Source organism: Cyanobium sp. A1C-AMD, assembly GCF_024346495.1.
Classification (GTDB): Bacteria; Cyanobacteriota; Cyanobacteriia; order PCC-6307; family Cyanobiaceae; genus Cyanobium_A; species Cyanobium_A usitatum.
The window spans coordinates 1-18,606 of the sequence record NZ_JAGQDB010000050.1 but is presented as its reverse complement, the minus strand read 5'-3'; the positions used below and the strand labels follow the sequence as shown (position 1 = coordinate 18,606).

The following is an 18,606-nucleotide window of genomic DNA, read 5'->3' as shown; positions in this document are numbered from 1 at the left end:
TCGCCAGGACCCCTACCCGCTCCTTCTGGCCGCCCTAGGAGTGCTGCTGATGCTGGTCTGCTTACTGGTTTCCATGCGGCGGCCGGTCTATGCCAACTGGCCGCTGCCTCTGGTCGTGATCGCCATTCTGCTGCTGGTGGAGGCCTGGCCACAATTCCAGCCCACCGTCGGTATGCGCCGTTGCTTGCTCCTGGGCAGCGCCATTAACGGGCTGATGCTTACCTTGGCCGTACTTCCATTTTATGGCTTCCGTTTCGGGATCCCAGTCGACGTGCTGCCCACCCGCAGGCTGCTCGGGTGGCGCGAGCTCACTGAGACCTTAACCCTGCGAGAAACAGATCGCCTTGCAACTGTCGACCTCTTGATCAGCGACCGCTACACCACCGCTTCAGCTCTGGCACACGGCCTGCAGCGACCGGCAGGACAAGTGATTACCGTAGCTTTCGGCACCCGACGGATGAACCAGTACGACATATGGGCCCGGCAGGACATGCCAAGACTTAAAGGCAGTGATGCTCTCGCGGTGCTTGACATGCATACGGATGAACGACTACTGCTTGAATTATTCAGTCGCATTGAGAGTTTGCCACCTCTGGAGGTTGCAGCAGTCGGAATGGAGGCACGGCGCTACCGGATATTGATGGCGTACGGCTACAACGGCAGCTCCTTGCCTCAGCCGTCGCGGCGATGACGAATCGCCCGCATCGACTCCCGCAGCCGTGAAATGTTTAGTCCGATCTGCTCGGTGCCAAGCAAGCTGCCTGGCTTCTCTTCCCAGCTTGCGGAAAGCACACCAAAGCTCAGGCCCAACAGCCCTAGAAAAAAACATCCACCCGATGCCGCCAAGGTGGCACTGGGTGGAACGTCAAAAATTTGGCGGCTTACTAGCAGGTAGCTACCAACAAATACGCCCATGCCCATGACAGTGGGAATGCCGGTGCCGATTGCAATTCGGCGAGCCATGCGATTGGCAACCGCATCAGGGATTACCTGCTGGCTGGGGCCGGAACGCCGGGGCGGTTTTGGGTTGCCTTTGCCCGATTGGGCGCGACCCTGCATTCCCTTTCCGGCCATGGCTGCCTCGATCAGCCCCGGATGCCGAGCTTGGCGATCAAAGCGCTGTAGCGCTCCTTGCTGATGCCATTTAGATAACCAAGCAGGCGCTTACGGCGTCCGATCATCTTGAGCAGGCCTTGGCGCGAAGAAAAATCGTGCTTGTTTTTCTGCAGATGGCCGGTCAGCTGGCTGACCCGCTCACTGAGCATGGCCACCTGGACTTCCACCGATCCGGTGTCTGTGCCATGGGTCTGGTGACCGTTGATCAGTTCCTGCTTTTTGGTGGTGGTGAGCGGCATGGGCTGGGGAATAAAACGCAGGCTGGGCCCGGTTTGGGGACCTACGGTGCAAGTTCCCACCATACCTTCTGACGGACATTGGCATTCCGTCTCAATCCATTGGGCGGGATAGCCAGCGCAGGCACTCTCGGATCCAATCTTCTGCCCCGGCCGACTCCCCCATGCCGACGGCGGCTACCGCGCGCAGGGCGCGATGGATTTCAAGGGCTTCGTAGCCCAGGGCAGCCAGGGTTAGCTGCACTTCATCTCGGCCTTCTGCCGGCAGCAGGGGGCCGTCCGCCTGCGAATCCGGATCGCCGTGGTTTTCCAGTTGCCCCAGAAACCGCTGCTGCAATTTGGTCCGCAGCTCAACAGCCAAGCGCTCGGCTGTGCGCTTTCCCACCCCGGGTGCCTGGCAGAGCCGCCGCAGATCGGTCTGCACGATGGCTTGCACCAACTCCCTGGGATCCATCACTCCCAGTAATCCCAGGCCCATTTGAGGCCCTACGCCGCTGACGGCAACCAATTCCCGAAACAGATCCCTTTCGTGGCGCTCACCAAAGCCGTAGAGAATCCAGGCGTCGTCGCGGATGGCCAAGTGGGTGTGCAGCCCCAGCGCACTGCCCTCCTGCGGCAGCTGCTGCCATTGCCGCTGGCTCACCTGAACCTCATAACCCACCCCCTGACACACCAGCAGCAGGCCATAGCGCTTGTCCTGCTGCCAGGGATGGTTGAGTTGCCCTTGCAGCCAGCCGATCATGGAGTCAGTAATAGGTTCCCCATCGTGCCCGCCGTGTTCAGCCGTGCCCAGCCCCTGCCGCTTCCCCGGTTGAGCGCCTGGTTGCTGCCATTGCTGTTGATGGTTTGCATAGTGCTCACTGGTTGCAGTGCTTCCGCTCAGCCGCCGCGATCGGTGTTATTGCAGGCCCTGGAGTTGCAGATTCAGCTCACCCAGGGCGCCATCGCTGATGCCCTGGCCCTAGATGCCGGCGGCATGCCGGAGGTGAGTCGGGTGCGGGTGGCTCAGCAGCAGCCGATCGGGATCGCTGAGGCCAAGGGGCTGCGGCTGGAGGGCCAGTTCGACTGGCGCCTCGCTGGCGATCCGATCCGGGTGGACAGTCCCTTTGAGCTCTATCTGCAGCGGGGCGAGCGCGGCCAAAGCTGGCGTTTGGCCCGCCCCGTGGGCCCTGCCCCATCTACCGGCGCTGACGGGCAGCAGACCTGGATCACCGACCCCTTACCACTCAAGCCAAGGGGCTGATCAGCAACACTTAAATGATGGATACGAGCCCACCTGCCTGGCTGCCTGAGACAGCCGCCCGCATCTACCCCGGTTGGGTGCAGCGCAAGGCGGTCACCCTGTGCAAGCGAGATCAGAAACGTGGCGGCAGCAGCAATGTGCAGGAATACCGCATCGCCATTCACAACGCCGTGGTTGCATCGGGCGGCCTGGACCACTGGACCGGCGAGCAGCTCGACTGGCATCTGATTGGCACCTACGACAACCGGGAAGCTGAAGCTGGAAGCGGCGCACACAAGAAGCTGTACGCCCTACTTCCCACAATCGATCACCATTCCAATCTTCCCGAGCCAAATTTCGTTATCTGCGCCTGGCGAACCAATGACGCCAAACACGACATGACGCCGGAGGAGCTGGTGGAGTTTTGCCGCCGGGTTCTCGCCCATGCCGAGGCTAAGACCGCTTCTGTTGCCGACTGTGGCTAAGGCTCACCAGGGTGGCTGCCAGAACGAGGCCAGCCCCGGCGATGGTCCAGCTGTCGATTGACTCACCAAATAGCAACCAGCCCCAGCCACCGGCAAACAGCACTTGCACGTAGCTGATCGCCGTTGCTCGCGCCGCCGGCAGGGCAGTGAGGCTGCGGGTCAAATACACCTGACCAAGCTGGGTGAAGACCCCAACCCCGACCAGCCAAAGCAGCTCCGCTGGGGTGGGAAGCACGGGATTGAGGGCCACCAGCGGCAAGCTCAAGGGCAGGGCCACCAAGGGGAAGTAAAAAACGATCACCAGCGGGTGCTCGCTCGTGCCGAGGGAGCGCACGCTTACGTAGGCAAATGCGGTGAACAGGGCACCGGCAACGGCGATGAGTACGGGAACAAGCGCCAGGGTCGCGCCACCCTGCAGCAGGCCGGCCGGTTGGGCAACGAGCAACACCCCGAGCCAGCCCAGGGCCATGGCCGCCAGCACCCGCTTGCCGATTGGCTCACCGAGCATCAGCCAGGCCAGCAGGGCCGTGAACGGCGGGTAGAGGTACTGCAGCACCGTGGCCGCAGCCAAGGGCAAGGCCGCTAGGGCGGCATAAACACACACCAGGGCGGCCGTACCGATCGCTCCGCGCCAGATCAGTAGCCAGCGCCTTTTGCCCCAAGCTGGAATCCCGGCTCGGTGCAACAGCCACCAGCTCAAGGCCACGCTCACAATCGCCCGGGCGAACACCACCTCGGCAACGGGAATGCGTCCTCCCACCTGCTTGACGCAGACGCCCATCAGCGAAAAGCTCAGGGCACTGGCAACCATGCCGAGCATGGCTTGCCTTCCCTGGTCAGAATCAGGCTTCGCTTCAGCGCCCACCGCAAATAGCCCCTTCCTTGAGCCTGCCGCGTCTCCACCCCCGCACGATTGAGGCCGTCAAGGAGCGGGCTGACATCGTTGATGTGGTTGGTGAGCACGTAGTGCTCAAAAAGAAGGGGCGTGAGTACGTAGGCATCTGTCCCTTCCACGACGACACATCACCGTCGATGACGGTGTCCCCGGCAAAGCAGTTCTACTACTGCTTCTCCTGTGGTGCCGGCGGCAATGCCATCAAGTTTTTGATGGAGCACCAGCGCCAGAGCTTCAGCGATGTGGTGCTGGAGCTGGCGCGCAAATACCAGCTGCCGATCGAGACCCTCGATGGCCCCCAGCAGGAGCGGCTGCGCAAGCAGCTCTCGCGCCGCGAACAGCTGCACCGGGTACTCAGCCTGGCGGCTGGTTGGTTCCGCAGCCAATTGCGAGCCCCTGAGGGAGCCGCCGCTCTCACTTATCTACGCGAAAGTCGCGGCCTGAATGAAGCCACCCTGGAGGCCTTCGAGCTCGGCTTTGCTCCCGACCGTTGGGATGGCCTGCTAAGCCACCTGCAGCAGGTTGAGGGGCTGGGGCCGGAGCTGCTGGAGGAAGCAGGCCTGGTGGTGCCACGCAAGGGCGCCAGTTCCCAGGACGGTCGTGGTTTCTACGACCGCTTTCGCGGCCGGGTAATGGTGCCGATCAAGGACCGCCAGGGGCGGGTGATCGGTTTCGGTGGCCGCAGCCTCGATGGCGGCGAGCCCAAGTACCTCAACTCTCCGGAGACTGAGGTGTTCGAGAAGGGCAAGCATCTCTTTGGTCTCGACAAAGCCGCGGCCGCGATCCGCAAGGACGACCGAGCCGTGGTGGTGGAGGGCTACTTCGACGTAATCGCTCTGCACGCCGCCGGTATCACCAATGCGGTGGCGTCCCTTGGCACTGCCCTAAGTAGCCAGCAGATCACCCAGCTATGCCGCTGCTGCGAGGGGCGGCGGATGGTGCTCAACTTCGATAGCGATGGCGCCGGTGTGCGCGCTGCCCAACGGGCCATCGGCGAAGTGGAGCAGCTGGCTTTGCAGGGCCAGCTGGAGCTGCGGGTGCTGCAACTGCCCTCCGGCAAGGATCCCGATGAGTTCCTCAAGAGTCAGGGTGCCGGCGATTACCGGGCCCTGCTTGATCAGGCGCCGCTCTGGCTCGATTGGCAGATCGAGCAGGTGCTCGAGGGTCGAGATCTAGCCCGTCCCGACCAGTTCCAGCTTGCGGTGACTGCCCTTGTTGCCCTGCTTGGCAAGCTGCCCCAGAGCGCAGTGCGCAGCCACTACTTGCAGCGGGTGGCCGAGCGCCTCAGCGGTGGTCAGGCCCGGCTGGCGATCCAGCTGGAAGACGATCTGCGTCAGCAGGTCAAAGGCCAGCGCTGGCATGGACGTTCCCAGAAGTGGGAGTTGCCGGGTGAGGCTGGGCTGCGGGAGCGGGCTGAAGCGGAGGTGTTGCGGATGTATCTGCACTGCCCCAGCTACCGCAGTGCAATCCGGGTGGAGTTGCGGCAGCGCGAACTCGACGATTTCGCCCTGAAGCACCACCGCCTGCTTTGGGCTGCGATTAGCGGCCTAGAGGAGGTCAACCTCGGTGTGGGCCGGCTCGAGGCGATCAACCGCGGCCACGACCCCGGCTCAGACCTCGCCGATCTTGATTTGCCTCGGTTGCTGGGCGATCAGCTGGTGGTGGAGCAGAGCGCCCTGCTCTCCAGGCTGACGCCCTTGCTTGAGCCTAATGAGCTGCAGCGCATGGCTTTCAGCCAGCCCCTGCTTCAGCTGCGCGGTGCCACGGCATCTCTGGAGCGCCAGAAGAGTGTCAAACGCTGCCGGCATCTGCTCGATGCCTGGAGCAGTCAGCGTCTTGAGACCCTGGAGCGTTGTATTGCCCGGCTTCTGGAGCAGGAAAGGGAGGAGGCCCGGGCCACGGCCTCAGGCCTGGCACCGCTTAGCGATATGGAATCGCGCATCGAGGCCCTCTTCAGCGAACTCAACAGCGACGCCCTGCGCTTTCAGGAGCTCTATTACAACGAACGCAAACATCTCGAACACCTCGACTCCCAGCGCCGCGCTGGCTACGAGGAGGTGATGGCCCAACCGGCGGCTTAATTAGCGGTAAGCACTTCTGTCTTGCCCTAAGACCTTTTCAGCACTCTGTTTATCCCCTCACTTTGATGTTTCTTCCCCGGCTTTCCCTGTTTTTACTGCCATCTTTACTGCTGCCTTTGTGGCTTACCCCTGCCGCGCTTGCCCAGCCCTGCCCCTGCAGCTGTGAGCAACCCAGCCAGGGCGTGATCGGCCCAGATGGTCTGTGTCAGTGCCCCTGTGGGGTGGTGCCGATTCCCGGCATCAACGCCGAAACTCTCTCCGGCCCGCCGAAACCGCCCCAGGCAGGTGGCCCCACTCCTACCTGGACCGTGGAACCTGGCTATGACGACGATTTTGGCGGCCCTTTCTGGGATGACTGGTGGTGATTTCACCAGAGCGTCAGCAGGTGGGGCACCCAGCCAACGTTGCGCATGCCCTCCACCAGTTCAATGATTGCTGCAATCCATACAAACCAGATGTCGCTGAGGATGTGGCGGCGAAACAGACGCGGGTTGCTGCTCCAGCTGGTGGGCTCGCTGTAGAGCCCAGGATTGGGCCAGAAGCGTGGCACCCGCTGCCGGTATTGGCGGAAGGATTCGCCGAATAGTTCTTCTAGCCGTTTTTCCTCCCTTGCCATTATCCCTGGGTAATAAAGACCAAATATCACCAGAAATAGCAGCGGGTAGGTGAGGGTTTCGGTGCTAAGCCCCACTCCCACCAAACCGATGCTGCTGAACACATATAAAGGGTTGCGACTGATCGAGTAGGGCCCCTCAGTGACCAGAACTCCGTCCTTGCGGCCGGAGATAAAAAATGAACACCAGATCCGCCCTGTTGCTCCAATGGCAGCCAGGCCAAGGCCAGTGCTGAACAGGAACGTTGCCACATTCTCATGCTCCAGCTCCCAGTGGCTCTGGGTGAGTGCTAACAATATGAAACCCACTACTGCTACCAACTTCGATAGCCCGGTGCGCTGGTGTTCCCACCAGGTTTTGCCGGCCGCTTTAGGCAATGGCGTCATGGGCTCGTCACAGTCAGCCTTGGTCTACTCCTTTCTTTGCTGATACCCGCATACGCTGCCTACCTGCTGATTCCACCCTGGTTCCATGGGGTTTTTCGAGGTGTTCTGGGACGGTGAAGCCATCGGCGATGGCAGCGATCTTGAGGAAGCTCTCACCGCCTATCTCTCCGTGCAGCCTGAAGACATCAGCTGGGCTGAGGCCTGCGCCGCTGCCAGCGCTCCTCCCTGCATCCGGCGCTATGCCTCGTTTGAGGCCTACCTCGACAATGCCGATGAACAGGAGACGATCACCGTTACTGCCGCCATGATCGAAGCCGCCTTGTTGCCATTGTGATCAGGCCCGCAGTGATCAGGCCCGCACTACCGGGATGGCGTCTAGGCGGGTAGTGGCCGCCCCAGACAGTCGTGAGCGCCGCATTCGCCAAGGGGTCTGCAGTCCCGCGGCTGCCCATTGCACGGTGCCGCTGCCGTAGTGGCGGTTGAGCTGGTCGATGGTGGCCATTAGGGCTGTGCGACGGTGTTGTTGCTCCAAGGGCAGTGGCAGCAGCAAGTTGTGCTGGAGGGTTTCCTCTCCCTGCAGTTGCTGCATCAGTACGCCTGCCTTGTGCAGGGGCTTGTGGGGGCTGAACAGCACTGCCACCAGGGGTAGGGCTGCCTGCAGCAATACGGCGGTGTCATTGCTGGCTAGCGGCAGGCTCACCGTGGCGCTGTTGCTGTAAAAACTGGTGCCGTTGAAGGGGTTGCTGCGCACGAACACCGTGATGGCACCAGCCCGTTGCTGTTGCCGCCGCAATTTCTCCGCTGCCCGGCTCAGGTAGGTAGCAACCGCCTCCCTCAGTTCGCTCTGGCTGGTGATCGGCTGGCTAAAGCTGCGGCTCACGCAGGTTTCCCGCTTGGCGGCCGGCAGGGTCTCTAGGGGTAGGCAGGCCATGCCCCGCAACTCCTGCTGCAGGCGCAGTCCCACCACGCCGCAGCGGCGGCGCAGTTCGCCACTGGGCATGTCGCGCAGAGCCTTGGCATCGGCGACACCGCGCAGGCGGCACCAGCGGGAGAGCTGGCGGCCGATACCCCAGACATCCTCGATGGCGACCGCTGCTAGGTGGGGATCGGGGTCATCCATGCTGCCGAGGTCGAAGACACCCGTGGCGCTGGCCGTCGTCTTGGCAAGTCGGTTGGCGAGCTTGGCCAGCACCTTGCTGGGGCCGATGCCTACCGCCACCGGTAGGCCGAGCTGGCAGAGCACGTGGTGACGCAGCTGCCGGCCCCAATCGTGCAGGCTGCGCTGGTCGGCGGGCCGGCTTAGCTGGCCGAAAGCTTCATCGATCGAATAGATCTCCAGTGCTTCCACCCAGGGCTCCAGGGTGGCCATCAACCGCTGGCTCATATCGGCGTAGAGAGCGTAGTTGGAGCTGCGCACCACCACGCCCTGGCGCTCCAGCTCGCGCCGCACCTGAAAGTAGGGCTGGCCCATGCGGATGCCGAGGGCTCGGGCCTCGGCGCTGCGCGACACGATGCAACCGTCGTTATTGGAGAGCACCACCAACGGCCTCCCCAGCACGGCGGGATCCAGCACCGCTTCGCAGGAGGCGTAGAAGTTGTTGCCGTCGATCAGCACGATTGCCTGGCGGCGGCGGCTCCAGGGTTCGCAGGTCATGGCGCTTTACGGCACACCCCAGCCAGGTTCGAGCGTGCGGACCACATGCAGGGCCACCGCCCAGATGCGAGCGCCATCAAAGCAATCCAGCTCTAGGGGCGGGTAGGCCGGGTGGGCTGCCTCCAGTCGTAGCCGGCCTTGGTGGGCTACTAGCCGTTTAAGGGTGAAGCAGCCGTCCAGGCAAGCCACCACGATCTGGCCGGGGCGGGGCTCCAGGCCTCGATCGACGATCAGCAGGTCGCCGTGGTCGATTCCGGCCGCCTGCATCGATTCACCACTCACCCGCAGCAACACCGTGCTGTCGCGGCAACGGATCAGCTGGGCATCGAGACTGGCGCTGCCCGGCAATGGCGAAAAGGCTGGATGGGCTGGGTGTGCCAGGCGCGCGCCGCGGGTCGACCCACACTAGTTCAGGCGTACTGACGCGCTGTTTTAGTCCGGCTCGCCGGACTCGGGCGTAGTGGTGGTGAAGCGGCGGTAGAGCCAGGCGCCAGCTGCGCCCCACAGCAAGGTCCACAACACAAAGGTGGTGAGGGTGCCGAGCTGGCCGGTCTCGAGGGAATAGACGCCGGCCTGGATTAGGCCCGCATCGATCAGGGAGCCGCCGATGCCCCAGCCGAGCACCCAGCTGAACAAAAAGCCGATCGCCTGGAGATTGCCGGTCATGGGGTGGAGGTTAGGCGCTGGTTGAAGCGACGTATGAACAGTGCCAGCGGCATCGGACCGCAACGGCGTTGCCAGCCCAGCCCTTCCGGATAGCGCCGCCAGCAGGACAGGCGGCCACCGCGGCGGTCCAGGCAGATCAGGTAGCGATAGGTAGCAGCAGGTGTTGGGGAAAGGGTTTCCGGTGCTGGTAGCGGCGCCAAGGGCAAGAAAACAGCATGCAGCTCCTGCCAGCTGCTGGGCGGCCTACCGCTGCTGCGAAGGGGCGAGCCAAGCAAGCTGGCGAGCTGCTGGGGGAAGCCGGCGTCTGGCAGCAGCCAGTGGCCCTGGCGGGATTGGCAGGGTTCGAGCAGGGAGATCACGGCGGCACAGGCCATGGGCAGAAAAGGGCAGGACCCTTCTCCAGTGCCCGGCCTGTCCCACGCTCAGCCGCGCCGGCCCTATCCCACGCTGGCCATATGGCGCATCAGATCGAGGCACTTGCAGCTGTAGCCCCACTCGTTGTCGTACCAAGCCACAACCTTCACGAAGGTGTCGGTGAGGGCGATGCCGGCGCCGGCATCAAACACCGAGGTGCAGCTCTCGCCAAGAAAGTCGGTGCTCACTACCTCGTCTTCGGTGTAGCCAAGAATCCCGGCCATGGGGCCTTCGCTGGCGGCCTTCATGGCGGCCTTGATCTGGTCATAGCTGGCGGGTTTGGCCAGGTTCACGGTGAGGTCCACCACCGACACATCGGGGGTGGGCACGCGGAAGGCCATGCCGGTGAGCTTGCCGTTGAGCTCGGGGATCACCCGGCCAACCGCCTTAGCGGCACCGGTGGAGCTGGGGATGATGTTTTGGGCCGCGCCGCGGCCACCACGCCAGTCCTTGACCGAAGGGCCATCCACGGTTTTCTGAGTAGCGGTGGTGGCATGCACCGTGGTCATCAAGCCATTGACGATGCCGAAGTTGTCGTGCAACACCTTGGCGACAGGTGCCAGGCAATTGGTGGTGCAGCTGGCATTGGAAACCACGTCCTGGCCCGCGTAGCTGCTGTGGTTCACGCCCATCACGAACATTGGTGTGGCGTCCTTGGAGGGAGCACTCATCACCACACGCTTGGCGCCGGCATTGATGTGGGCGCGGGCGGAGTCGTCGGTGAGGAAAAAACCGGTGCTTTCAAGCACGTAGTCGGCGCCAACCTCACCCCACTTGAGGTTGTTTGGATCTCGCTCGGCGCTGATACGGATCACCTGGCCATTCACCACCAGCTGTCCGTTTTCGACGGCCACCTCACCCTGGAAGCGGCCATGGGTGGAGTCGTAACGGAGCATGTAGGCCAGGTAGTCGACCTCAATCAGGTCGTTGATACCAACGATCTCCACGTCCGCCAGGGTCATGGCACGGCGGAAGGCAAGGCGGCCGATGCGGCCGAAACCGTTAATGCCGATGCGAATGGTCATGGTGGAGCTCCCTAAACCCTGTGGCGAAAGTATGGGGGCACCATACGGGGGATGGATCAGCTCAGGGCCTGACTCAGGGCCGCTAGACCAAACACCAGAAATAGGCCGCCACTGAGGCGATAGAGCAGGCGCTCATTCACCCATTGACCAATCCACTTGCCGGCGCCTACGGCCAGCCAGGTGACCAGGGCATGACCTAACAGCGTGCCGGCGAGCAGGCCGCCAAAGCTGAATACCTGGGCCGGCGCAGTGGCCATAAAAATAGTGGTGAACTGGGTTCGATCGCCTAGCTCAGCGATAAACACCAGTACGAAGGCCTCCCAGATCACGGCCCAGGCCGTGTTGAAGGCCTTGCTGCTTTCCGCCGTATTGATCGCCTGCTCAGCCTCCGCCTTCTCCTCGGTCGCCGCATTGGCTGCCATGCCCTGGGCATCGATCAGCAGCTTGATGCCAAAGCTGATGAAGAGCACGGCGGCCAGCCAGGGCACCAGGCTTTGGGGTAGCAGCTCCCGCAGGCCGTATCCAAGGGCCAGGGAGATCAGGGTGACCGCGGTTAGGGCGGCAAATGAGCCAATAAATACCCAGCGGGCGCGGTGGCGCACCGCCAGGATCAGCGCCATGAAAAAGGTTTTATCGCCCAGCTCGGCCAGGGTGATTGCGGTGAGGCTGGAGCCGAAGGCAGCCAGGCTGGGATCGCTGGAAAGGGTTGGAGCCATCACTTATCAATAGCCGAGGGGATGTCCTCCTCGTCCTCCAGCAGCAATTGCTGAAAGGCGGTGTATTGATCGCCATATTCGGCTGCGGTGCGCCGATCGGCCCGGCCAGGGGTGTTGCGACCACGGAGCTTGGTGGGGCTGGCGGCAATGCTTGGCGCCGGCGCAGGGGTAGCGCTCTGGCGGCGGCTCTCCAGCTCGCGCAGCCGCTCCATCAAGTGGGGCGGCACCGTGCCATCGGGGCTGACCTGCATCAGCTCCCTGAACAGGGCCTCCGGGTTTTGCTCCAGCTCCACCTTGTGGCGCCTATCGCTGGCCTTGATTTGGCTTTGCTGAGGCTGCTCAGGCTTGGGTAAGGGTTGGGGCAGGCTGCGGCCTAGGGCTTGAAGGCGTTCGCGGCTACGGGCGTCGAAGCTCATCGATTCAGCTCAGCTGCAGCCCAGGCTGGCGCGGGTGTCGCGGCCGGTCACCGGGTTGGTGCCACTGGCAAGGCCGCAAAGGGTTTTGAGCGCATCACCCCGCAAAGGCACATTGGTGAAATCTGCCCCCTCAATCACCACATTTGTGAATTTGGTGTTGAAGGCAAAGGCGTCTTCCAGCACTGCATTGGTGAGGTTGGTGCCATCGAAGATCGCCGAGTCGAGCGTTGCCTCTTTCAGGTTGGTGTTGCTTAGGTCAGCGTCCTGAAGCTTGGCGCCAAACAGGCTGGCCCCCTGCAGGTCGGAGCCGGCAAAGGTGGCATCCCGCAGATTTGTGAGGTTGAAGGTGGCACCCCTCAGATCCTGGTCATGAAAATCAGCGCCAATTAGCACCTGTTTGGCCACATCCATGGCCGCCTGGGCGGGCAGGGGGGACACCAAGGCCAAGCCGATGGCACTGGCCAGGGCAAACAACAGCGCCAGCACCCCGCCGGCCAGGCTGCCCGGAGAACGATCGGAACGGGATCGACCGGAAGATAAAAGAGGCAACATGACGGCTGGGTGGGTATCTCAAGCCTAGGCAGGGCACCTGGCGGCGCACTGCGTGGGAACCCTGGGAGCTGCTGCTCCAGGCCTATGGCTCGCACCACTGCACGCCGCCAGGGCGACTGGGCCGAGCAGCGGGTGCTGCGCCTACTGCTCGGCAGGGGTTGGCGGTTGCTTTCACGCCAGTGGAAGTGTCGCTGGGGCGAACTGGATCTGGTGCTGGAAAAAGGGGGGCGGCTGTTGCTGGTGGAAGTGAAAGGTCGCAGCCGTTGCGGGCCAGATAGTTGGGGTGCCGGCGCCCTGCGCCGCGGCAAGCGTCAGCGGTTGGAGCGTGCCTGGCACTGCTGGCTGGAGGACCATCCGGTTTGGGCGGAGAGCTCGGTGGAGCTGGTCTTTGCCTTGGTGCCCCTGGCACCGGCGCCCGGACCTGTTCGCTGGATCCGCGCCGATCACTGATCGGTAGTGGCCGCCGGCGCTGGCTGGCTGAACTCGACAGTGCATAAATAGCGATAGTTGCCCATCCCTACCTCCGTTTCCTGGCAACGCTCAGCAGTAACAACCGCACCAGCTGGAAGCTGCTGCCTAGCCCGTTCAATGGCGTTGCTTTTGTCCCAGATCGAGGATGCGGTAACGCTGCCTGCCTGAGCGGGGAGGGTCAGGAACGGCAGCGAGGCAACTATGGCCGCAGCGCAAATTAATGCCTGCGGATGAATGCCTGGATCTGGGGCAACAGCCATTGTGGATACCTGACGACTTCAAGATGACATTTACTGCCCACCGCGCTCGTAAGCGCTTCGGCCAGCACTGGTTGATAGATCAGACGGTGCTCGCGCGCATCGTGGCGGCCGCAGAGCTTGAAGCCTGCGATCGGGTGTTGGAGGTGGGGCCGGGCCGGGGAGCTCTCAGCGAGCGGCTGCTGGCTACACCGGCGGCAGCAGTGGCTGCAGTGGAGCTTGACCGCGATCTGGTGCTCGGCCTGCAGGAGCGCTTCGGCGACCAGCCGCGCTTCCAGCTCACCTCGGGGGATGTGCTGACGGTGGAGCTGCCTGCCGCCAACAAGGTTGTGGCAAACATTCCATACAACATCACAGGCCCCCTACTAGAGCGGCTGGTGGGCCGGCTCGATCGACCGGTGGCCCACCCCTACGACCGTCTAGTGCTGCTGGTGCAGCGGGAGGTAGGGGAAAGGATCCGCAGTGAGCCTGGCGCCAGCGCCTTTTCGGCTCTGAGCGTGCGCATGCAGCTGCTGGCCAACTGCCACTCCGTTTGTGCTGTGCCGCCGCGCTGTTTTCAGCCGCCGCCCCAAGTGCACTCGGAGGTGATCCTGTTGGAGCCGCTGCCAGTGGAGCAGCAATTGGCACCCCAACTAGCCCGCACGGTGGAGATGCTTTTGAAGCGCTGTTTTGCCGCTCGCCGCAAAATGGTGCGTAACTCCCTGGCAGGTCTGCTGCCAGAAGCTGAACTTGCTGGGTTGGCGGCAGCAGCGGGCATCGGCCTCCAGCAGCGGCCCCAGGAGATCGCGCCAGCAGCCTGGGTGGCGTTGGCGGGCAGCTTGAATCAGGTCATTGCTGCGCCCGCTGCCGCCCCTACCCATGGCTGATCTATGCGTGCGTGCCCCCGCCAAGATCAATTTGCACTTGGAGGTGCTGGGCCTGCGCCCCGATGGCTTCCACGAGCTGGCGATGGTGATGCAGTCGATCGATCTGGCCGACAGCCTGCGGTTGCGGCCCACGGCGGATGGCCATATCAGCCTCCAGTGCGATCGGGCCGACCTGCCCACTGACAGCAGCAATTTGGTCGTCAAGGCAGGGGAGATGTTGCGTGCCCGCTCAGGTTTTGCCGAGCTTGGGGCCCAGATCGTGCTCGAGAAGCGCATCCCGATCGGTGCTGGCCTTGCGGGCGGCTCCAGTAATGGAGCGGCGGCGCTGATTGGTCTCAACGAGCTATGGGGACTGGGCTTTAAGAGTCAGGAGCTGCACAGCATGGCGGCTGAGCTTGGTTCAGACATGCCGTTTTGCCTTGATGGCGGCACCCAGCTCTGCTTTGGCCGCGGTGAGCTGTTGGAAGCCTTGGCCTTCAAGTCAACCGAGCCTCCGGCGCTACTGCTGCTCAAGCACCCGGGGGTGAGTGTCAGCACTCCCTGGGCCTACGGACGCTGCAAGGAGCTACGCGGCGATTTCTATCTCGAGGCTGAAGCCGATTTTGAGCAGCGCCGTCAGGCCCTACGCCAGGCGCCCATGCTAGGCGCCATCGCGGGGAATGGGAGCTGGCCACCACTGCGCAACGACCTGCAGGCCGTGGTGGAACCAGAGGTGGAAACCGTGCGCCAGGGCCTGGCATTGCTGCGCCAGACCGAGCAACACTTGGCAGTTGCCATGAGTGGTTCTGGCCCAAGTCTTTTCGCCCTGTTCTCCAACCTGGACGAAGCTCGCACCGCCCATGCAGACCAATCCGAACGATTTGAGCAGTACGGCTTTGAGTCTTGGTGTTGTGGCTTCAGCGATCGAGGTGTCAGCCTGCTTCAGTGACCAATCCCGAATCCCCTATCAAGCCCAGTGATCCAGCGCCCCGTAAAGGGCCGCTGAGTTTCCTCTCGGGCTCGCTCACCGCTGGTCTGCTGGCCTGGCTGGCCTTGGGTCTGAGCCAGAAATTGGTGGCGTACTACGCACTGCATCCACCCAGCTACGGCTCGGCAATTGCCCAGAGCATCGCCACGGCCCTCAAAACGCTGATTGTTGGCATGTCGTTTCTTGCCACCTTCAGCTTTGCCTTCATTGGCATTGGTCTGGCGTTGGTGTTCGTGCGCAACTTGGTGTCCGGTTCCGGATCGGCTCCTGCCGAAGCGGCTGAAAAGCCCTAGCTTCGCTACATGACTCCCCACGACCTGGGTTTGCTGGTAACGCTGCTGCTCCCCGGCATGCTGCTTTCGGTGTTGCTGCTCTCAACCTTCGCCGCCGGCGGCTGAGATAGGTTGGCAGCTAAATGGTGCAAGCCCAGACGTGGCAGAGACGCTGCTGTTCAATGCCCTTCGGGAGGCCATCGACGAGGAGATGGCCAGAGATCCTTACGTCTGCGTGATGGGTGAGGACGTCGGCCAATACGGCGGCTCTTACAAGGTCACCAAGGATCTCTACGAGAAATATGGTGAGCTGCGGGTGCTGGACACCCCGATCGCCGAAAACTCCTTTGCTGGCATGGCGGTTGGTGCGGCGATGACGGGGCTGCGCCCAATCGTCGAAGGCATGAATATGGGCTTCCTGCTGCTTGCCTTCAACCAAATCTCCAACAACATGGGGATGCTGCGTTACACCAGCGGCGGTAATTACACCATTCCCACTGTCGTGCGGGGGCCAGGCGGGGTTGGTCGCCAGCTGGGCGCTGAGCACAGCCAGCGACTTGAGGCCTATTTCCATGCCGTACCCGGCATCAAAATTGTGGCGGTGAGCACTCCCACCAATGCCAAAGGCCTGATGAAGGCAGCAATCCGCGACAACAACCCCGTGCTCTTTTTCGAGCACGTGCTGCTGTACAACCTTTCGGAAGATATTCCAGAAGGTGATTACATCTGTGCCCTTGACCAGGCCGAGGTTGTGAAGGCTGGATCGGATGTCACGATTCTCACCTACTCACGCATGCGTCATCACTGTCTCAAGGCTGTCGAGCAGTTGGAGAAGGCTGGGGTGAGCGTGGAGCTGATCGATCTAATCAGCCTGAAGCCCTTTGATATGGAGACCATATCCGCCTCGATCCGCAAAACCCACAAGGTGATTGTGGTAGAGGAATGTATGAAGACAGGCGGCATCGGGGCTGAATTGATCGCCTTAATTACGGAACACTGTTTTGATGAGCTTGATGCCCGGCCGATTCGGTTGTCTTCCCAGGACATCCCCACTCCCTACAACGGTGCCCTGGAAAACCTAACCATCATTCAGCCCCATCAAATTGTTGATGCGGCCCAGCAGCTCGTCGCCGGAAAGATCTAGATATGGCTCGTCAACAGGGGTGGTTTGCCCTGATTCTTGCCTTGGCAATTGCTGCCGGGGCTCTGCTGTTTAGCTGGAACACTCCGGAGACTCCTCTAGGCCAGCGCCTGGGATTGGATCTGCGCGGTGGCAGCCAACTAACTCTCCAAGTAATGCCAGCTGGTGCCATCAAAACTGTCCAGAAGGAGCAGCTAGATGCGGTCAAGGAGGTGCTTGACCGCCGCATTAATGGTTTGGGTGTGGCTGAGTCGACCTTGCAAACTGTCGGTGACGATCAGCTTGTGCTGCAACTGCCTGGGGAGCAAGATCCGTCCCGCGCCGCCAAGGTTCTTGGCACTACAGCACTACTTGAATTTCGGGCCCAAAAACCGGGTACCGAGCAGCGGATGCAGGAATTGCTCAACCTAAAGCGCCAAGCAACGGCACTTTTAATCCGCCTAAACGCCCCTGTTAAGGAAGCTGCTGAGTCCCAGCAGGATGTACCAACTACGCCTGACACCAAACAAGCTGATCGTGATCAGCTAGAGGCAGATCTGCAACGTATCAACGCTGACATAGTTGCCCAATTCGAACCAGCTGGCCTCAGCGGCAAGGATCTTGTCACCGCAGGACGCCAGCAGCAGCAAACAGGCACCGGCTGGGATGTGACTCTCGGTTTCACTAAGGACGGGGGCGATAAGTTTGCCAGCCTTACCCAGTCGATCGCCGGCACTGGTCGTTTGCTTGGCATTGTTCTGGATGGTCGCTCCATAAGTGAGGCAAGCGTCGGCCCTGAGTTCAAGGCAGCGGGCATCACTGGAGGCTCAGCAAGTATCACGGGTAATTTCACCGCCGAGCAGGCTCGGGATTTGGAGGTTCAGCTCCGAGGGGGTTCCTTGCCACTGCCAGTGAAACTCCTCGAGGTGAGAACAGTTGGACCTTCATTAGGGGCTGAAAACATTCGTACCAGCCTTGTGGCAGCCCTTACAGGCCTGCTGCTAGTAGCCGTGTTTATGGTGATTGTTTATCGATTGGCTGGGCTGGTTGCGGTAGTTGCCCTATCCCTTTACGGCCTGTTCAACTTGGCCGTATATGCCCTTATCCCAGTCACCCTCAGCCTGCCTGGGATTGCTGGATTCATCTTGTCGCTTGGAATGGCAGTCGATGCAAACGTGCTTATTTTTGAGCGGATCAAGGAAGAGCTGCGCTCTGGTAATACCTTAATTCGGTCTATTGACACTGGCTTCGCTCTCGCATTTTCATCCATCCTTGATGGCCAGGTTACTACGTTAATAAGCTGCGTCGCTTTGTTCGCTTTGGGGACGGGGCTTGTCAAGGGATTTGCGGTCACGCTTGGAATTGGTGTTTTGCTTAGCTTGTTCAGTTCCCTCACATGCACTCGCACACTCCTGCGGGTACTTATGAGCTATCCAGCCTTACGCCGCATCAACTATTTCATCCCTCTTGTTCAACGTTCAGAGGGGGTTGCCTGAGATGTCCCTGGCACCAACTAGTCACCAGCCAATGTTTTCTTTTCGCGTTAATCGCCATCGTCGCCAGCTATGGCTTCTATCCACAGTGGCGTTGCTTTTGAGTTTATTGGGAATGGCTGTCAGCTGGTTGTCGCCCTCAATCCGAGCTCCACTGCGCCCAGGGCTTGATTTCACCGGCGGCACTCAGATTCAGATAGAGCGCACGTGCGACCCAGCCTGTGCCCCATTGGCTGCTGATTCGGTCCAAGCAAGCCTGGTTGCCTTGAAGCTGCCAGTGGATGGCTCAGATCCTGCTCCACCACTAACTGGAGCCACAGTTCAGCTTCTTGATGGTGGGCGCTCGCTCGTCTTGCGCATGCCCAGCCTGAGTCCAGCCCAGTCTGAGATGGTGATCAAGTCCCTTAAGGGCGAAATCGGCGATACGGTCTCGGGTGGTCTGTCCGTAGACACGATTGGCCCCACCCTTGGCTCCCAGCTACTGCGGGCCAGCCTGGTTTCTTTGTTAGTTAGTTTCGTAGGTATATCCATATACATTTCCTTCCGCTACGACCGAGTCTATGCATTATTGGCACTTGTTTGCCTTGGTCATGATGTTTTGATTACTTGTGGTTTGTTTGCTTGGCTCGGGGTGCTAGCCGGGGTAGAGGTAAATAGCCTTTTTGCTGTAGCACTACTTACT

General features: G+C 61.6%; 26 protein-coding genes. 13 read left to right on the top strand and 13 right to left on the bottom strand.

All coding sequences use genetic code 11. The features are described from left to right. On the top strand, positions 1 to 691 hold a 691-nt coding region (locus KBY74_RS09360), incomplete at its 5' end, for a hypothetical protein (protein WP_254942462.1). Here KBY74_RS09360 and KBY74_RS09355 read toward each other — a convergent pair. The 3 genes from KBY74_RS09355 to ruvA form a co-directional block, all read right to left on the bottom strand. Beyond that, the gene (locus KBY74_RS09355; RefSeq protein ID WP_396123172.1) at positions 673 to 1,074 is read right to left on the bottom strand and encodes a photosystem II biosynthesis protein; all 402 of its coding nucleotides are present in this window, start codon (positions 1,072 to 1,074) and stop codon (positions 673 to 675) included. The genes KBY74_RS09360 and KBY74_RS09355 overlap by 19 nt on opposite strands. 11 nt (positions 1,075 to 1,085) lie before the next feature. Further along, positions 1,086 to 1,355: a 30S ribosomal protein S15 gene (gene rpsO, locus KBY74_RS09350; RefSeq protein ID WP_106501986.1), complete on the bottom strand. Its 270-nt coding sequence runs from the start codon at positions 1,353 to 1,355 to the stop codon at positions 1,086 to 1,088. A gap of 91 nt (positions 1,356 to 1,446) precedes the next feature. Then, positions 1,447 to 2,094: a Holliday junction branch migration protein RuvA gene (ruvA, locus tag KBY74_RS09345; RefSeq protein WP_254942461.1), complete on the bottom strand. Its 648-nt coding sequence runs from the start codon at positions 2,092 to 2,094 to the stop codon at positions 1,447 to 1,449. A 33-nt stretch (positions 2,095 to 2,127) separates the two neighbouring features. On the opposite strand from ruvA, the gene KBY74_RS09340 reads away from it, so the two are divergent. Together KBY74_RS09340 and KBY74_RS09335 are read left to right on the top strand one after the other, a co-directional pair. After that, positions 2,128 to 2,595, top strand: a complete 468-nt coding sequence (locus KBY74_RS09340; RefSeq protein WP_254942460.1) for a hypothetical protein — start codon at positions 2,128 to 2,130, stop codon at positions 2,593 to 2,595. Positions 2,596 to 2,609: 14 nt separating this feature from the next. Then, the gene (locus KBY74_RS09335) at positions 2,610 to 3,059 is read left to right on the top strand and encodes a hypothetical protein (RefSeq protein ID WP_254942459.1); all 450 of its coding nucleotides are present in this window, start codon (positions 2,610 to 2,612) and stop codon (positions 3,057 to 3,059) included. Here the strand turns inward: KBY74_RS09335 and KBY74_RS09330 are convergent. Then, positions 3,028 to 3,879, bottom strand: a complete 852-nt coding sequence (locus KBY74_RS09330; protein ID WP_315859056.1) for a DMT family transporter — start codon at positions 3,877 to 3,879, stop codon at positions 3,028 to 3,030. The two genes, KBY74_RS09335 and KBY74_RS09330, sit on opposite strands and share 32 nt — an antisense overlap. A 62-nt stretch (positions 3,880 to 3,941) precedes the next feature. Here KBY74_RS09330 and dnaG point away from each other — a divergent pair, with 62 nt between their 5' ends. Both dnaG and KBY74_RS09320 read left to right on the top strand, forming a co-directional pair. Next, the gene (gene dnaG / locus KBY74_RS09325) at positions 3,942 to 6,035 is read left to right on the top strand and encodes a DNA primase (RefSeq protein ID WP_254942458.1); all 2,094 of its coding nucleotides are present in this window, start codon (positions 3,942 to 3,944) and stop codon (positions 6,033 to 6,035) included. Between the two features lie 65 nt (positions 6,036 to 6,100). After that, on the top strand, positions 6,101 to 6,400 hold the full coding sequence (locus tag KBY74_RS09320) for a hypothetical protein (RefSeq protein ID WP_254942457.1): 300 nt from the start codon (positions 6,101 to 6,103) through the stop codon (positions 6,398 to 6,400). Between the two features lie 2 nt (positions 6,401 to 6,402). On the opposite strand, the gene KBY74_RS09315 is transcribed toward KBY74_RS09320, so the two are convergent. Continuing rightward, entirely contained in the window at positions 6,403 to 7,035 is a 633-nt protein-coding gene (locus KBY74_RS09315) for an isoprenylcysteine carboxylmethyltransferase family protein (protein ID WP_254942456.1), read from the bottom strand. Positions 7,036 to 7,120: 85 nt separating this feature from the next. On the opposite strand from KBY74_RS09315, the gene KBY74_RS09310 reads away from it, so the two are divergent. Then, positions 7,121 to 7,369 (top strand): hypothetical protein, encoded by a 249-nt coding sequence (locus tag KBY74_RS09310; RefSeq protein ID WP_254942455.1) that lies wholly within the window; start codon positions 7,121 to 7,123, stop codon positions 7,367 to 7,369. A 15-nt stretch (positions 7,370 to 7,384) separates the two neighbouring features. Here KBY74_RS09310 and KBY74_RS09305 read toward each other — a convergent pair whose 3' ends face one another. The 8 genes from KBY74_RS09305 to KBY74_RS09270 form a co-directional block, all read right to left on the bottom strand. Continuing rightward, positions 7,385 to 8,689: a Y-family DNA polymerase gene (locus KBY74_RS09305; RefSeq protein WP_254942454.1), complete on the bottom strand. Its 1,305-nt coding sequence runs from the start codon at positions 8,687 to 8,689 to the stop codon at positions 7,385 to 7,387. A gap of 6 nt (positions 8,690 to 8,695) precedes the next feature. Beyond that, positions 8,696 to 9,037 carry a S24 family peptidase gene (locus KBY74_RS09300; protein ID WP_315859054.1) on the bottom strand — a complete coding sequence of 114 codons (342 nt, stop codon included), beginning with the start codon at positions 9,035 to 9,037 and terminating at the stop codon, positions 8,696 to 8,698. Positions 9,038 to 9,121: 84 nt separating this feature from the next. After that, positions 9,122 to 9,355: a hypothetical protein gene (locus tag KBY74_RS09295; protein WP_254936852.1), complete on the bottom strand. Its 234-nt coding sequence runs from the start codon at positions 9,353 to 9,355 to the stop codon at positions 9,122 to 9,124. Further along, a complete protein-coding gene (locus KBY74_RS09290) occupies positions 9,352 to 9,729 on the bottom strand; it encodes a hypothetical protein (RefSeq protein ID WP_254936851.1) in 378 nt (125 codons plus the stop codon). The genes KBY74_RS09295 and KBY74_RS09290 overlap by 4 nt, the downstream gene beginning before the upstream one ends. A gap of 63 nt (positions 9,730 to 9,792) precedes the next feature. Then, positions 9,793 to 10,794 carry a type I glyceraldehyde-3-phosphate dehydrogenase gene (gap, locus tag KBY74_RS09285; protein ID WP_254942453.1) on the bottom strand — a complete coding sequence of 334 codons (1,002 nt, stop codon included), beginning with the start codon at positions 10,792 to 10,794 and terminating at the stop codon, positions 9,793 to 9,795. 56 nt (positions 10,795 to 10,850) lie between these two features. Then, complete coding sequence (locus KBY74_RS09280; RefSeq protein WP_254942452.1) at positions 10,851 to 11,510, bottom strand: TMEM165/GDT1 family protein; 660 nt, start codon at positions 11,508 to 11,510, stop codon at positions 10,851 to 10,853. Then, the gene (locus KBY74_RS09275) at positions 11,510 to 11,926 is read right to left on the bottom strand and encodes a hypothetical protein (protein ID WP_254942451.1); all 417 of its coding nucleotides are present in this window, start codon (positions 11,924 to 11,926) and stop codon (positions 11,510 to 11,512) included. The genes KBY74_RS09280 and KBY74_RS09275 overlap by 1 nt, the downstream gene beginning before the upstream one ends. A gap of 9 nt (positions 11,927 to 11,935) precedes the next feature. Then, positions 11,936 to 12,478, bottom strand: coding sequence for a pentapeptide repeat-containing protein (locus KBY74_RS09270; RefSeq protein ID WP_254942450.1), 543 nt, complete (start codon positions 12,476 to 12,478; stop codon positions 11,936 to 11,938). Positions 12,479 to 12,562: 84 nt separating this feature from the next. Between KBY74_RS09270 and KBY74_RS09265 the strand changes: the two genes are divergently transcribed. From KBY74_RS09265 to KBY74_RS09235, 7 genes are all read left to right on the top strand, one after another. Next, complete coding sequence (locus KBY74_RS09265) at positions 12,563 to 12,928, top strand: YraN family protein (RefSeq protein WP_254942449.1); 366 nt, start codon at positions 12,563 to 12,565, stop codon at positions 12,926 to 12,928. A 304-nt stretch (positions 12,929 to 13,232) separates the two neighbouring features. Next, the gene (gene rsmA / locus KBY74_RS09260; RefSeq protein ID WP_254942448.1) at positions 13,233 to 14,072 is read left to right on the top strand and encodes a 16S rRNA (adenine(1518)-N(6)/adenine(1519)-N(6))-dimethyltransferase RsmA; all 840 of its coding nucleotides are present in this window, start codon (positions 13,233 to 13,235) and stop codon (positions 14,070 to 14,072) included. Continuing rightward, positions 14,065 to 15,000, top strand: coding sequence for a 4-(cytidine 5'-diphospho)-2-C-methyl-D-erythritol kinase (ispE, locus tag KBY74_RS09255; protein WP_254942447.1), 936 nt, complete (start codon positions 14,065 to 14,067; stop codon positions 14,998 to 15,000). The genes rsmA and ispE overlap by 8 nt, the downstream gene beginning before the upstream one ends. Next, entirely contained in the window at positions 14,997 to 15,332 is a 336-nt protein-coding gene (locus KBY74_RS09250; protein ID WP_254942446.1) for a DUF3082 domain-containing protein, read from the top strand. The genes ispE and KBY74_RS09250 overlap by 4 nt, the downstream gene beginning before the upstream one ends. Before the next feature lie 139 nt (positions 15,333 to 15,471). Next, positions 15,472 to 16,455: a pyruvate dehydrogenase complex E1 component subunit beta gene (locus KBY74_RS09245; protein ID WP_254942445.1), complete on the top strand. Its 984-nt coding sequence runs from the start codon at positions 15,472 to 15,474 to the stop codon at positions 16,453 to 16,455. Positions 16,456 to 16,457: 2 nt separating this feature from the next. Beyond that, the gene (gene secD, locus KBY74_RS09240; RefSeq protein WP_254942444.1) at positions 16,458 to 17,927 is read left to right on the top strand and encodes a protein translocase subunit SecD; all 1,470 of its coding nucleotides are present in this window, start codon (positions 16,458 to 16,460) and stop codon (positions 17,925 to 17,927) included. A 1-nt stretch (position 17,928) separates the two neighbouring features. Beyond that, positions 17,929 to 18,606 (top strand): protein translocase subunit SecF (locus tag KBY74_RS09235; RefSeq protein WP_254942443.1); only part of this gene is annotated, 678 nt, incomplete at its 3' end.